Source organism: Pseudomonas sp. Q2-TVG4-2 (assembly GCF_013620795.1).
Lineage (GTDB): Bacteria > Pseudomonadota > Gammaproteobacteria > Pseudomonadales > Pseudomonadaceae > Stutzerimonas.
In genome coordinates this window covers 239,378-253,428 of sequence record NZ_LGLW01000006.1, presented here as the reverse complement: position 1 = coordinate 253,428, position 14,051 = coordinate 239,378, and the positions used below count along the sequence as shown (strand labels likewise).

The 14,051-nt window shown below is 61.1% G+C and carries 15 protein-coding genes; 3 read left to right on the top strand and 12 right to left on the bottom strand.

The genetic code is table 11. The features are described 5' to 3' along the window. Positions 1-64 precede the first annotated feature (64 nt). Positions 65-2,251: a YccS family putative transporter gene (yccS, locus tag H3028_RS14540; protein ID WP_181297813.1), complete on the top strand. Its 2,187-nt coding sequence runs from the start codon at positions 65-67 to the stop codon at positions 2,249-2,251. Here yccS and H3028_RS14535 read toward each other — a convergent pair. After that, complete coding sequence (locus H3028_RS14535; protein ID WP_309109549.1) at positions 2,242-3,000, bottom strand: transporter substrate-binding domain-containing protein; 759 nt, start codon at positions 2,998-3,000, stop codon at positions 2,242-2,244. The genes yccS and H3028_RS14535 overlap by 10 nt on opposite strands. Before the next feature lie 159 nt (positions 3,001-3,159). On the opposite strand from H3028_RS14535, the gene H3028_RS14530 reads away from it, so the two are divergent. Beyond that, a complete protein-coding gene (locus H3028_RS14530) occupies positions 3,160-4,344 on the top strand; it encodes an NAD(P)/FAD-dependent oxidoreductase (protein ID WP_181297811.1) in 1,185 nt (394 codons plus the stop codon). A 39-nt stretch (positions 4,345-4,383) separates the two neighbouring features. Here the strand turns inward: H3028_RS14530 and H3028_RS14525 are convergent, their stop codons facing one another. The 5 genes from H3028_RS14525 to H3028_RS14505 all read right to left on the bottom strand — a co-directional run bounded on the left by H3028_RS14525 (position 4,384) and on the right by H3028_RS14505 (position 6,966). Continuing rightward, positions 4,384-4,572, bottom strand: coding sequence for a hypothetical protein (locus tag H3028_RS14525; protein ID WP_181297809.1), 189 nt, complete (start codon positions 4,570-4,572; stop codon positions 4,384-4,386). 59 nt (positions 4,573-4,631) lie between these two features. Next, a complete protein-coding gene (locus H3028_RS14520; protein ID WP_181297806.1) occupies positions 4,632-4,994 on the bottom strand; it encodes a hypothetical protein in 363 nt (120 codons plus the stop codon). A 280-nt stretch (positions 4,995-5,274) separates the two neighbouring features. After that, the gene (locus H3028_RS14515) at positions 5,275-5,748 is read right to left on the bottom strand and encodes a hemerythrin domain-containing protein (RefSeq protein ID WP_181297804.1); all 474 of its coding nucleotides are present in this window, start codon (positions 5,746-5,748) and stop codon (positions 5,275-5,277) included. Positions 5,749-5,863: 115 nt separating this feature from the next. Further along, a complete protein-coding gene (locus H3028_RS14510; protein ID WP_181297802.1) occupies positions 5,864-6,142 on the bottom strand; it encodes a DUF3509 domain-containing protein in 279 nt (92 codons plus the stop codon). 203 nt (positions 6,143-6,345) lie between these two features. Next, positions 6,346-6,966, bottom strand: a complete 621-nt coding sequence (locus H3028_RS14505; protein ID WP_181297800.1) for a bifunctional 2-polyprenyl-6-hydroxyphenol methylase/3-demethylubiquinol 3-O-methyltransferase UbiG — start codon at positions 6,964-6,966, stop codon at positions 6,346-6,348. A 213-nt stretch (positions 6,967-7,179) separates the two neighbouring features. Between H3028_RS14505 and H3028_RS14500 the strand changes: the two genes are divergently transcribed. Continuing rightward, positions 7,180-7,557 (top strand): response regulator, encoded by a 378-nt coding sequence (locus tag H3028_RS14500; RefSeq protein WP_168422774.1) that lies wholly within the window; start codon positions 7,180-7,182, stop codon positions 7,555-7,557. A 98-nt stretch (positions 7,558-7,655) separates the two neighbouring features. Here H3028_RS14500 and fba read toward each other — a convergent pair whose 3' ends face one another. From fba to tkt, 6 genes are all read right to left on the bottom strand, one after another. Next, positions 7,656-8,720 carry a class II fructose-bisphosphate aldolase gene (fba, locus tag H3028_RS14495; protein WP_181297798.1) on the bottom strand — a complete coding sequence of 355 codons (1,065 nt, stop codon included), beginning with the start codon at positions 8,718-8,720 and terminating at the stop codon, positions 7,656-7,658. Between the two features lie 183 nt (positions 8,721-8,903). After that, complete coding sequence (locus tag H3028_RS14490; RefSeq protein WP_181297796.1) at positions 8,904-9,236, bottom strand: MliC family protein; 333 nt, start codon at positions 9,234-9,236, stop codon at positions 8,904-8,906. Positions 9,237-9,263: 27 nt separating this feature from the next. Continuing rightward, a complete protein-coding gene (locus H3028_RS14485; protein ID WP_181297794.1) occupies positions 9,264-9,458 on the bottom strand; it encodes a hypothetical protein in 195 nt (64 codons plus the stop codon). Positions 9,459-9,568: 110 nt separating this feature from the next. Next, positions 9,569-10,732 (bottom strand): phosphoglycerate kinase, encoded by a 1,164-nt coding sequence (locus H3028_RS14480; RefSeq protein ID WP_181297792.1) that lies wholly within the window; start codon positions 10,730-10,732, stop codon positions 9,569-9,571. 61 nt (positions 10,733-10,793) lie between these two features. Beyond that, positions 10,794-11,840, bottom strand: a complete 1,047-nt coding sequence (gene epd, locus H3028_RS14475) for an erythrose-4-phosphate dehydrogenase (protein ID WP_181297790.1) — start codon at positions 11,838-11,840, stop codon at positions 10,794-10,796. A gap of 168 nt (positions 11,841-12,008) precedes the next feature. Next, complete coding sequence (gene tkt, locus H3028_RS14470; RefSeq protein WP_181297788.1) at positions 12,009-14,006, bottom strand: transketolase; 1,998 nt, start codon at positions 14,004-14,006, stop codon at positions 12,009-12,011. Between the last annotated feature and the right edge of the window lie 45 nt (positions 14,007-14,051).

The window sequence follows — 14,051 nt, the reverse complement described above, 5'->3', positions numbered from 1 at the left end:
AAGCGGTGACGTCCGATCGCCTCGGGCGTCCAATCACTTCCTACAGCCAGGTCTGACCGTCCTTATGCGTTCACCATCGCTCAGCCATTCCCTGCGCCGACTTTGGGCCCTGGAGAAATTCGGCTATAGCCTGCGCGTATTGATCGCGCTGGCCAGCAGCATGGGGCTGAGCTGGTACCTCGAACGACCCTCGATGGCCATTCCGCTGTTTCTCGGGGTAATCGCCAGCGCCCTGGCGGAAACCGACGACAGCTGGCTCGGCCGCCTCTCGGCGTTGCTGGTCACGCTGCTGTGCTTCAGCGTAGCAACCGTCTCGGTGCAGCTGCTGTTCCCCTACCCGCTGCTGTTCGTCACCGGCATGGCCGTGGCGGCATTCGTGCTGGTGATGCTGGGAGCGCTGGGGGAACGTTACGCAACCATTGCCCAAGCCACGCTGATCTTATCCATATACAGCATGATCGCTGCCGATCAGCGCGGCGGTGCTGCGCTCCATCCCTGGAGTGATCCGTTGCTGTTACTCGCCGGGGCGACCTGGTACGGCCTGTTGTCAGTGCTCTGGAACGCCTTGTTCTCCCATCAACCGGTGCAACAGAGCCTGGCCAGGCTCTACCGGGAGCTGGGTCAGTACTTCAAGCTCAAGGCCGCGCTGTTCGAGCCGGTGCGCCAGCTCGACGTGGAGGAGCGTCGACTGCAACTGGCGCAGCAAAACGGGCGAGTGGTCAGCGCGCTGAACGCCACCAAGGAAACCCTGCTGCATCGCCTCGGCAATGGTCGTCCGGGCGTCAAGATCAGCCATTACCTCAAGCTGTATTTCCTTGCGCAGGATCTGCACGAGCGCGTCAGTTCCTCGCACTATCCGTATCAGGCGCTGGCCGAGGCGTTCTTCCATAGCGACGTACTGTTCCGCTGTGGACGGCTGCTGCGGTTGCAAGGCGTGGCCTGCGCCGACCTGGCTAATGCCGTTCAGCTGCGCCTGCCATTTCGCTACAGCGAAGCCAATGCCCAGGCGCTGGCCGATCTTGAATCGTCATTGGAACATTTGCGGATGCAGAGCAATCCGGCCTGGCGCGGGTTGTTGCGTTCGCTGCGCGCATTGTCGGGCAACCTGTCGACGATGCAGCGCCAGCTCGCCAGCGCCAGCAATCCTGACGCTCTGGAAGGCGAGCAGGACAGCAGCCTGCTGGACCGTGACCCGCAGTCGATACGCGACGCTCTCACACGCATCCGTTTGCAGCTGACGCCTACCTCGCTGCTGTTTCGCCACGCCCTGCGCATCAGCCTGGCGCTTGTCTGCGGCTATGCGGTGTTGCACGCGATTCATCCGGAGCAGGGCTATTGGGTGCTGTTGACGACATTGTTCGTCTGCCAACCGAACTATGGCGCGACACGGATTAAGCTGGTGCAGCGGGTGACCGGCACCATGCTGGGACTGGTGGTGGGCTGGGCGCTGTTCGATCTGTTCCCGAGCCAGCAGATTCAAGCGCTGTTCGCCGTGGTCGCCGGGGTGGTGTTCTTTGCGACCCGAAGCAGCCGTTACACGCTGGCGACTGCAGCGATCACGTTGCTGGTGCTGTTCTGCTTTAACCAGGTCGGTGACGGTTACGGGCTGATCTGGCCGCGCCTGGTCGACACCGTGCTGGGCAGCCTGATCGCCGCTGCCGCCGTCTTTCTGATCCTGCCAGACTGGCAGGGCCGCCGCCTCAATTTGGTGGTCGCCAATACCCTCAGCCGCAGCGCTGACTACCTGCGTCAGATCATGCGCCAATACGAGAGCGGCAAGCGTGACGACCTCGCCTACCGGTTGGCCCGCCGTAACGCCCACAACGCCGATGCCGCCCTCTCGACGACACTCTCGAACATGCTGCTGGAACCCGGTCATTTCCGAAAGGACGCCGAGACCGGGTTTCGCTTTCTAATCCTCTCGCACACGCTGCTCAATTACCTCTCGGGGCTGGGCGCTCATCGTGAAAGCCTGCCCGACGACGCGCGTGACGAACTGCTGGAAAGCGCCGCGCAGCGGCTGGCCGATAGCCTCGACGAACTGGCTATATCCTTGCAGAGCAATCAGCCGGTGGCGGTATACAGCGAAGACGAAGAGGCCCTTGCGCAGCAGCTCGAGCAGGCGCCTGATGACATGGACGATGCACACCGCCTGCTACAGACCCAGCTGGGCCTGATCTGCCGCCAGCTCGCGCCGCTGCGCAGCATGGCCAGCCACCTGGTTCGCCAGTTACCGACACCTCAGGGCTGAGGCAGCGACACTGGGGCCGGCAGCCCATGGCGATGGAAGATTTCGGCATAGCTGCCATCCGCCACCATCGCTTCGATCTCACGATTGAACGTGGCGACGATCTCCTCCCGCTGCGGATGGTCGGTGCGCACCACCAGCGAGAGGTCCAGCAAGCTGAACGCCCCAGGCACAAACCGATAGGCGTCCTGCAGATCCCTGAGCTCTCGGTGCAGATGAAACAACACCGTACGCTCATCTTCCAGCGTCAGGTCGATGCGTCCCGCGCCGAGCATCTTGGCCAGCTGAACGAAGTTGGCAGCGTAGCCCTTGTTCAGCCGAGAATCGTCTTCTAACGCCTCACTGTAGGCGTAGCCCCGAACCAGCCCAATTCGATACGGAATCAGGCTGTCCAGGCCGCTGTATGCGATGTTCTGGTCGCGCCGCCGAATCCAGCGCACGCGATTGGTCAGAAAGGGCCGCGAGTAGCTGCCGTATTCCATCCGGCCCGAGGCGGGCCAGGCATTGACCAGGTCGTAGCTGCCATACCGAAGGCCCAGCAGGGCGCGCTCCCAGGGCACCTCGATGTAATCCACTTGGTAGCCCTCGCGGCCAAGAGCGGTTCGAATCAGCTCCACCGACAGGCCACCGCCAGGCAAGCGATGATCCGTATACGGCGGCCAGACGTTGCCAGCCAGACGCAGCACCTCGGCCTGAGCCGTTAACGTGCTTATCGTCAGTAGCGCCAGCAGCAGAGTCCATATTCGTTTCACGACGTTCTGTCCCGCTCTTGATAATGGCCAAGCACCGTTGGCCCAAAGTACAAATCAGGCCGCTTATCCGAGGCTAGCCGTTCCGATCGCCGATGGACACTGCATCTACCGAGCCGGGGGAGTACCATGCCGCGTTTTCAGGCGTGGCCGGGGTGAGCAGTGTTGCAGACGGACGTGGTAGTGATTGGTGCAGGCGCAGCCGGGTTGATGTGCGCTTTCACAGCGGCGGCGCGAGGCCGTCAGGTGCTGCTGCTCGACCATGCCAACAAGGCCGGCAAGAAGATCCTCATGTCGGGTGGTGGGCGCTGCAACTTCACCAATATGTACACCGAGCCAGCCAACTTTCTGTCCGCCAATTCTCATTTCTGCAAATCAGCTCTGGCACGTTACACCCAATGGGATTTCATCGAGATGACCAGCCGTCACGGCGTGCCCTATCATGAGAAAAAACTCGGTCAGCTGTTCTGCGACAACAAGGCCAGCGACATCCTCGATATGCTGCTGACCGAATGCCAGCAGGCCGATGTCGGCCTGCACCTGAACACGGCCGTGCAGTCCGTTGAGAAAACCGAAGACGGCTATCTGTTGCGCAGTAGCATCGGCGACCTCACCTGTCAGTCGTTGGTGATCGCCACCGGTGGGCTGTCAATCCCAACGCTGGGCGCCAGTGGCTTCGGCTACCAGATTGCCCGGCAGTTCGGCCACACCGTGCTGCCGACCCGCGCCGGCCTGGTGCCATTTACCATCACCGAACCGCAACTCAAGGGTATGTGCGAAGCGCTATCCGGTACGTCGGTCGAGGACTGCCTGGTCAGCTGCAATGGCCAGACGTTCCGAGAAAACATTCTGTTCACCCATCGCGGACTCTCCGGGCCGGCGATCCTGCAGGTGTCTTCGTACTGGCAGCCGGGTGATGTAATCGAGGTCAACCTGCTGCCACACCTGAACCTACCCGAGTGGCTGACCCAACAGCAAAGCGAACGACCCAATACCGAGCTAAAGACACTGCTTGGCGAGCTGTTCACCCGTAAGATGGCCGGACTACTGGCCGAGCACTGGTTCGCTTCTAAGCCGTTGAAGCAGCACACCCCGGCCGAGCTCGAAGCGATAGCGGAAAGGCTTGGCAACTGGCAGCTGGTGCCGGCAGGAACCGAGGGCTATCGCACCGCCGAGGTGACATTGGGCGGCGTGGATACCCGAGAGGTGTCTTCGAAAACTATGGAATCGCAAAAGGCAGCGGGTCTGTATTTCGTCGGCGAAGTGCTGGATGTCACCGGCCACCTGGGCGGTTTCAATTTCCAGTGGGCCTGGGCGTCTGGCTATGCGGCGGCGCAGTACGTATAACGCCCCGCGGCGGTGACACCCCGGCCACGGGGCGCAATATCACTCGTTGGACATGTTCGACGGCGGCGAAACCTCACGCGGCCCGGCCGGATCGGTCGCGGTGTTCTGGTACTCCTGCTGGTTTTCGCTGACGTTGTCCATTGCCGAGGGCTCCTCGTCGGGGGAGCAGGCGGCAAGCATCAGCGAAAGCGGTAGCGCAGCGGCGATGGCAATGCGTTTCGACGTCATACGGATCTCCCGTAGGGGCCTCGCCAGATAACGGGGCCTCCTCAATGGATTGACTTTGCTTACTGTGCGGCTCCCGTACCGGTGCCAGTGGTATTAGGCGCGGTACCGGCACCTGATTCGGTACCCAGACCGCTGCCGTTGTCGGCCGGCGCCGTGCTCATGTCACCCGATGGACCAGTGGTCATGCCTGTTCCGGCGCCAGTCTCCGGACCAGCGCCAAGACCGGTACCCGTGGTGCCTGGACTTGTACCCATCCCAGCGCCAGCGTCAGTATCGGACGGCGGCGTGGTGGTCGGTTGTGGTGGAGCCGGCTGTTCAGTGGTGGGCTGCGGCGGCATCGGTTCCCGTTCTGGTTCTTCATCCGCACCACAACCAACTAGCAGAAGGCCCAGAACAGGGGCAGATAGATAAGCAAGACGCATGGGTAATCTCCAGATAGTGAGAGCCGACCGAAGCCGGCAAAGTGGATATTGAAATCCCTCTCAGACTGACCCTGCGCAGAGAACAGAGTGCCCCATAGTGCCCGGCGGAGCTGCGCCGACCGCCCAACGGTGCCCCCTGGTGTCCTCATTCGCTGACACCTGCTTATAGACAGCCCCGCGTTCGATCAGCCGAGCCGTTATTCCCTCCACAGATTGGTTACCTGGGCGAACCCGTAACGGCGTACACCACCGGGGCGTTGCGCCCCGGCAACGGAACGAATCAGGCAGCCTGGCTGGCGGTGAATTCTTTCTTCAGGCGGTTTCGCAATTCGGACATCTGCTGGCCCATTTCTTCCAGCCGGGCCTTGTCGAAAAGCTCGCGTGCGCTGGGAAACATCTCCGATTCCTCTTCCTCGATGTGATGCTCAAGCAACTCCTTGCACACTTTGACGCGCCCGGAGAACTCGACGCTGGATGGATCGGTGGCCTTGAGGTCGGGCAGTACCAGCGAATCCACCGTGCGGTGTTCTTCCTTGGCCTCGTGATACATCTTCAGCTCTTCCTTGCCGCCGGCTTCCTTGTAGGCGGGATAAAGGATCTGCTCTTCGAGCTGGGTATGGATGGTGACTTCCATCTCCAGTTTCTGCAGCAATTCGGTGCGGGTCTTAACGGCGCGCTCAGTGCTATCGGTCAGGCGCGTCAGGATATCCTTCACTTTCTCGTGGTCGTCGATCAACAGGTCGATGGCGTTCATGCGGTTTCCTCATCGCTATCAGGCTTTGCGAAGCACCCAGGCTCTTCGGCCGGGTCGGATCGCCTGCGCTGGATTGCGCAGCGTGTGCGGTCGGCCTGCGAGCCGACCGCTCGGTTCAGGCGTACTCGTAGGTGGGCAACCCGGTGCGACTCTGGCTCTGCAACCGGGCGATTGCAGGCGACATACCAGCCTCCAGCGCCAGGTCACGGCGAATGGAGCTGATGACCCATTCCAGCTGAATATCGGTCTGGGCCTGTCCCTTCGAGAGAGCGCGCTTGATGATGTCCCGATCATCGTTACGCAGCGTCAGTAGCAGCCCGCCATCCGGACGAGGAGCAGTGAGTACTTCGAACTCAGGAAACGCGGCAGAGAGAGTTTTTTCAGCGGCGATCATTATTGTGTACTCCGGTTATGGTCCAGCATCCATTGATGGAGCAGCGTTCGTGCCAACCGAAGGAGATCAACAAACCAAGGTTATTCAGTGACTTGCGTCACATAATAGCGTTTTGTATGCATGCAAAACGCATGAAAACCAGGTTTGCGGCATGCATTCTGCGTTGCCTGATGAACAATCTCTGACTGCCGATGTCTGCCGCGTCACCCCTTGCGCCAGACGCTCGCGAGCCAGGGCTGCTGGTCCCGGGGCAAGCCTGTCGGCCGGTAATAATGCTCGAGCTCGATGAAGCCGACCGATTGCAGCAAGCCGCGCCAGGTCGGCCAGTCATACCAAGTACCGTAACGAGCACCGCTCCAGCCTTCCTGATTGTTGCCGCGGGGATTGGAGCTGAACAGCACCCCGCCACCGCGAAGCGCCGTATGCAGCTTCAGCAATACTGAGGCGATTTCGCGGCTAGGAAGATGAAACAGCACTGCATTGGCGAAAACGCCGTCGAACGCTTCGGCGGGTAGATCCAGTTGCAGGAAGTCCTGGTGCAAAACCTCACAACCGGTCTCGGCTCGTGCCATGTTCACGAAGGGTTCGGCACCGTCCAGCCCGACGGCGATATGGCCACGTGCCGTGAAAGCCTTGAGGTCTCGCCCAGGCCCGCAGCCCAGGTCGAGGATGCGAAATGGCGGCTCACCCTGGATGTGTCGCAGCAACGCATCGATATTCTGGCTGACATCATGGTCGCGCGTCCCGTCGCGAAACGCCTCGGCGTTGGCGCGGTAGTCATCCAGAGTCCGGTCGGCGATGGTATGGGCATTTTCGTCAGTCATGGTGGGCTCCCAAAGATGGATAATTCCGAGCCTAGCGATGCATGGCCTGATTGCCAACGCGCGTCGGGGCCCGGTAGTTACAAAACAAAGACTTGTCGGATCGCTGCGGATCCCTGAACTTGCGGAGCTCTACAACGCTCCAACATGCTCGTTTGGCCGTAATTAATACCGTTCGAAACAATATTTTCATAAAAATCGTCGAGAATATTTCCGATGAGCCAAGCACCCGCCAAAGTTGTCCTGCTCGTTGAGGACGAACCCCACATTCTCTGTCTGTTATCTGACTATCTCGCCGGCGAAGGCTATAAGGTTCTTGAAGCCGCGGATTCCGTTCAGGCTTTTGAGATCTTGGCGACCAAGCCACAGCTTGACCTGCTGGTGACTGATTTCCGGCTACCGGGTGGCGTTTCCGGCGTGATGATTGCCGAGCCAGCGCTCAAGCTGCGGCCAGACCTGAAGGTCATCTTCATCAGCGGCTACCCGATCGAAATTCACGAATCCGGCAGCCCGATCGCCCGCTCCGCCCCGATCATTGCCAAGCCCTTCTCGCTGGATTGCCTGCACAGCCGGATCCAACAACTGCTGGCCTGACGCTCGCCGCAACCTTTAGCCCGCCGAAACCAACTCCCGCGCCTTACCCCGGAAACAGAAGAGCCCGCACAAGGCGGGCTCTTCTTCATGCTTCAGGCTCAGTTGACCTTGGGATCTAGCTCGCCGCGCGCGTAGCGCTCGAACATGCCTTCCAGGGAGATCGGCTTGATCTTAGAGGCGTTGCCGGCAGTGCCGAATGCCTCGTAACGAGCAACGCAGATGTCGCGCATGGCTGTCACGGTCTTGCCCAGGTACTTGCGCGGATCGAACTCGCTGGGGTTCTTCGCCATGAACTCGCGAATCGCACCGGTAGAAGCCAATCGCAGGTCGGTGTCGATGTTGACCTTGCGCACGCCGTACTTGATGCCCTCGACGATTTCCTCGACCGGCACGCCGTAGGTTTCTTTGATGTCACCACCATACTCGTTGATGATCTTCAGCCACTCTTGCGGAACCGAGGAGGAGCCGTGCATCACCAGGTGGGTATCGGGAATGCGCTGATGGATCTCTTTGATACGCTGGATCGACAGGGTGTCACCGGTTGGCGGCTTGGTGAACTTGTAGGCGCCGTGGCTGGTACCGATGGCAATCGCCAGCGCGTCCACCTTAGTTTTAGCGACGAAATCAGCCGCCTCTTCGGGGTCGGTCAGCAGCTGGCTGTGATCCAGTGTGCCTTCGGCACCGACACCGTCTTCTTCACCGGCCATACCGGTTTCCAGACTGCCCAGGCAACCCAGCTCACCTTCCACCGACACGCCGCAGGCGTGGGCGAAGGCAACGGTCTGCTGGGTGACGCGGACGTTGTATTCGTAATCGGATGGCGTCTTGCCGTCTTCACGCAGCGAGCCGTCCATCATCACCGAGCTGAAACCCAGCTGAATCGAACGCTGGCAGATGTCCGGGCTGGTACCGTGATCCTGGTGCATGACCACCGGAATGTGCGGGAATTCTTCGATGGCCGCGAGAATCAGATGGCGCAGGAAGGGCGCGCCAGCGTACTTGCGAGCACCGGCCGAAGCCTGGACGATCACCGGGGAGTCGGTCTTGTCGGCCGCTTCCATGATGGCTCGCATCTGCTCAAGGTTGTTCACGTTGAAGGCCGGCACGCCGTAGCCGAATTCGGCGGCGTGGTCGAGCATCTGGCGCATGCTGATGAGTGCCATGTTTTCCTTTCTCCCGGTTAGGGTCGATTAATCATGTAAAGCCTGCCGCAGGGGCTGGCGGTGTTCAAGCACCGCGCGGTATGGCGCGGCATTGTAGTGGCGGACGAGCCAAAAGCCACGGGCTCTGGCAAAAACGTCGCAAATTCGCTCATCGCGGCCCCGCAGCGCATGCCATTACTGTCATCAGAGACTGATCAGCGAAGCACTGCACCCATGGGCCAGCAGCTTGTCGTCGGCGAGCCGAAAGACTAGCGCTTCATTACCTTTGTTATGGAAGGCCACAACGCCATCGCTATAGAAAGCACCATGGGTGGCAGGTTCCTTGCGCAGTGTATGAACCTGCTCTCTATTGCCGATTTTCAGGTCGACGGTCTGGTGACTGTCGTCAGCATAGCGCCAGGCGATGTTCTGCTGGCTCTGGCATTTCCAGCGCACGAAGGGCGCATCGGGACCGGATTGCCAATGACCGCAGCCACTAAGCAGCAGCGCAGCAAACGGAATGAACAGGCCTTTCATCGCTTCTCCTTGCTTGGCCGCATCGGCTCAGGGGCAATCCCGAACATCGGCAGCGGTACCCGCGGTTGGGTCGCCGGTGCTCTGCATTTGCACCCGTTGATCGTTCTGCGCGGTGGGGCTTTCCGCTGGCGGTGGGTCGAACACTTCGCAGGCCGAGTCCGGCGTTCCGCCGGCGCAACCGGCCAGTCCAAGACAGCAAACAGCGATAACGGCATAACGCATGTGAACCTCCACTTGTTCGGACAGAACAGAGACAGCACCAATCCTCGAGGGTTGCCTTTGCCGTTGCGCTTGTTGCGCCGGAGACACCTAAGCGGCTCCGGCGCGGACGCTTATTGCGCAGCGCGCTGCTCGAGAATTTCCACCGCGGGCAGGACTTTCCCCTCGACGAACTCGAGGAAGGCCCCGCCGCCGGTGGATATATAGGAGATCTGCTCCCCCACGCCGTACTTGTCGATCGCCGCCAGCGTGTCGCCGCCGCCAGCGATGGAGAATGCGGGGCTTTCAGCGATGGCCTTGGCCAGCACCTTGGTGCCCTCGCCGAACTGATCGAACTCGAATACACCAACCGGGCCGTTCCAGAGAATGGTTTTCGATGATTGCAGCAGCTCGGCGAAGTTGGCGGCGGTCTGCGGACCGATATCCAGGATCATGTCGTCCTCCGACACATCGCCGACGGCCTTGACGGTGGCTTCGGCGTCTTCGGCAAAGGCCTTGGCGACCACCACATCGACTGGCAGCGGCACGCTGACCTTGGCCGCGATCGCCTTGGCCGTGTCGACTAGATCGGCTTCGTACAGCGACTTGCCCACTGGCAAACCGGCGGCGGCAAGGAAGGTATTGGCGATTCCGCCGCCAACGATCAGCTGGTCGCAGACCGTGCTCAGACTGTTCAGCACGTCCAGTTTGGTCGAGACCTTGGAACCCGCGACGATGGCGGCCATCGGCTTGGCCGGGCTCTTCAGCGCTTTGCCCAGGGCATCCAGCTCGGCGGCCAGCAGCGGGCCGGCACAGGCGACCTTGGCGAACTTGGCGACGCCGTGGGTCGAGCCCTGGGCGCGGTGTGCGGTACCAAAAGCATCCATGACGAAGACATCACAGAGCGCCGCGTACTTCTGCGCCAGCTCGTCGGTGTTCTTCTTCTCGCCTTTATTGAAGCGCACGTTCTCCAGCAGCACCAGCTCACCCGCCTGTACCTGCACGCCGTCCAGATAGTCCTTGATCAGCGGCACCTCCCGATCAAGCGCCTTGCTCAGGTAATCGGCGACCGGTTGGAGGCTGTCTTCCTCGCTGTAGACGCCCTCCTCCGGACGCCCCAGGTGCGAGCAGACCAGCACGGCGGCGCCCTTCTCCAGCGCCAGCTTGATGGTCGGCAGCGAAGCCAGAATGCGCGCATCGCTTTTCACCGCGCCATTCTTAACCGGCACGTTGAGATCCTCTCGGATCAGCACCCGCTTACCCTGGAGGTCGAGGTCGGTCATTTTCAAAACGGTCATGTCATCTTCCTTAAGTTCAAACGGCGATGTCTATTCAGTGCGGCTGGCTAGGTGCGACCGGCTATGCGCGGCGGGCAACTTGCAAATAATGGTCGGCCACGTCGAGCATGCGGTTGGCGAACCCCCATTCGTTGTCGAACCAGGCCAGCAGGTTCACCAGTCGCGGCCCGGAGGCGCGCGTCAGGCTGCCATCGACGATCGCCGAGTGCGGGTCGTGGTTGAAATCGCAGCTGGCATGGGGCAGCTCGGTGTACGCGAGCAGGCCCTTTAACGGTCCGAATTCCGCCGCTTCGTGCAGTATCTGATTGATCGCCTGCGCATCGGTATCGCGAGACATCTGCAAGGTGATATCCAGGCAGGACACGTTCACCGTCGGCACCCGCACGGCTTTGGCCTGAATCCGCCCCGAGAGTTCCGGCAGCAATCGCTCGATACCACGCGCCAGCCCGGTAGATACCGGAATCACCGACTGGAAAGCCGAACGCGTGCGGCGCAGATCGTCGTGGTGGTAGGCGTCGATTACCGGCTGATCGTTCATCGCTGAGTGGATGGTGGTGATCGACACGTATTCCAGCCCGACCGCATCGTTAAGCAATTTGAGCAACGGCACGCCACAGTTGGTGGTGCAAGAGGCGTTGGACACCAGTCGCTCGGCGCCGGTCAGCTGCTCGTGGTTGATGCCCATCACCACCGTGGCGTCGACATCCCCCGCGCCGCTCATGGGCTGCGAGAACAAAACCCGAGGCACACCGGCATCGAGGAAACGCTGCCCACCGGAGCGGGTGTTGTAGGCGCCGGAGCATTCCAGCACCAGGTCAACGCCCAGGGCGCGCCAGTCAATCGCTTCTGGCGTCGATTCGCGCAGGACTTTTACGCTGTGACCGTTTATATGCAGGCAATCGCCCTCCACCACCACGTCGCCAGGGAAGCGGCCATGGGTGGAGTCGAAGCGAGTGAGGTATTCGAGACTCGCCATATCGGCGAGATCGTTGAGGGCGACGAACTCGAAATCAAATGCCCCATTGCGCTCATGAAAGGCACGAAGCACGCAGCGGCCGATGCGGCCGTAGCCGTTTAGGGCGACGCGGTAAGAAGGAATTCGGGGCATTCGCGGCTCGTCTTTGGGCGAGCTGGAAGCTGGAAGCCGGAAGCCGGAAGTGTTCGTGCCGCTGTCACTTCCAACGTCCAGCCGCAACTTCTCAGCTGCTGTGATCCCTTAAGCCTGTTCCCGGCCGCTTTTCTTCAAGCTTCCAGCTTCAGGCCTCCAGCTGCTTATCTAATCTTCCAGCAGCTCCTCGGCGACGCTGAGGATGTTGTCGACGGTGAAACCGAACTCCTCGAACAGCTGACCGGCCGGAGCCGATTCACCGTAAGTGGTCATGCCGATGATGCGACCGTCGAGTCCGACGTACTTGTACCAGTAATCAGCGTGGCCCGCCTCGATGGCAATACGCGCGCCAACCTCGACCGGCAATACCTGCTGTTTCCAGGCCGCGTCCTGGGCGTCAAAGACGCTGGTGCACGGCATGGACACCACACGTACATTGCGTCCCTGCTCGGTGAGCTTGTCATAGGCCTGAACGGCCAGGCCGACTTCCGAGCCGGTGGCAATGAGGATCACTTCCGGCTCGCCGACGCAGTTCTTCAGGATGTAACCACCTTTGCTGATGGCAGCTTCGGTTTCGTTGTCACGGATGTGATACGGCAGGTTCTGGCGCGAGAAGATCAGCGCGCTCGGGCCGTCCTTGCGCTCGATGGCATGCTTCCAGGCCACCGCCGACTCGACGGTATCGGCCGGACGCCAGGTATCGAGGTTCGGCGTAGTACGCAGGCTGGTCAGCTGCTCGACCGGCTGGTGGGTCGGGCCGTCTTCACCGAGGCCGATGGAGTCATGGGTGAAGACATAAAGCACGCGCTGTTTCATCAGCGCCGACATGCGCACCGCATTGCGCGCATATTCCATGAACATCAGGAAGGTCGCGCCGTAGGGGATCAGGCCGCCGTGCAGGGCGACGCCGTTCATGATGGCGCTCATGCCGAACTCGCGCACACCGTAATACATGTAGTTGCCCGAGGCATCCTCGGCAACCACCGGCTTGCAGCCCTTCCACAGGGTCAGGTTGGAGCCGGCGAGGTCCGCTGAGCCACCGAGCAGTTCCGGCAGTAGCGGACCGAAGGCGTTCAGGCAATTCTGGCTGGCCTTGCGGCTGGCGATGGTTTCGCCCTTGGTTGCCACCTCACGAATGAACTCTGACGCTTTTTCGGCGAAGTCTTCCGGCAACTCACCGGCCATGCGCCGCTTGAACTCTGAAGCCAGCGCAGGGAATTCGGTTTCATAAGCGGCGAAGCGCTTGTTCCACTGATTTTCCGCTTCGGCGCCCTTCTGCTTGGCATCCCACTCGGCATAGATGTCGGCGGGAACCTCGAACGGGCCGTGCTTCCATCCCAGCGCCTCGCGGGTCAGCGCGATCTCCGAATCGCCCAGCGCAGCGCCATGCGACTCTTCCTTACCCTGCTTGTTCGGCGAACCGAAACCGATGATGGTCTTGCAGCAGATCAGCGTCGGGCGGTCGCTCTTGCGGGCGGTGTCGATAGCGATCTGGATCTCGTCGGCGTCATGGCCATCGACATTGCGGATCACCTGCCAGCCGTAGGCCTCGAAGCGGCGTGGGGTGTCGTCGGTAAACCAGCCGTGGACTTCACCATCGATAGAGATGCCGTTGTCATCGTAGAACCCGATCAGCTTGTTCAGTCCGAGGGTGCCGGCTAGCGAGCAAACTTCGTGGGAGATGCCTTCCATCAGGCAGCCATCGCCCATGAATACATAGGTGTTGTGGTCGACGATTTCATGGCCGGGACGGTTGAACTGCGCCGCCATGATCTTTTCGGCCAAGGCGAAACCGACAGCATTGGCCAGCCCCTGGCCCAACGGCCCGGTAGTGGTCTCGACGCCGGCGGTGTAGCCGAATTCGGGATGGCCGGGAGTCTTGCTGTGCAGCTGACGGAAGTTCTTCAGGTCCTCGATCGACAGGTCATAACCGGTCAGATGCAACAAGGAGTAGATCAGCATCGAGCCGTGACCGTTGGACAGCACGAAGCGGTCACGGTCGGCCCACAGCGGGTTGGTCGGGCTGTGCTTGAGGTGGTCGCGCCAGAGGACCTCAGCGATGTCCGCCATGCCCATGGGGGCACCCGGGTGGCCGCTGTTGGCTTTCTGCACGGCATCCATGCTGAGGGCGCGGATGGCATTGGCTCGCTCACGACGGCTGGGCATCGCTGAATCTCCTGCGGGTGTACTCGGAAAAAGGCGAGCATTTTC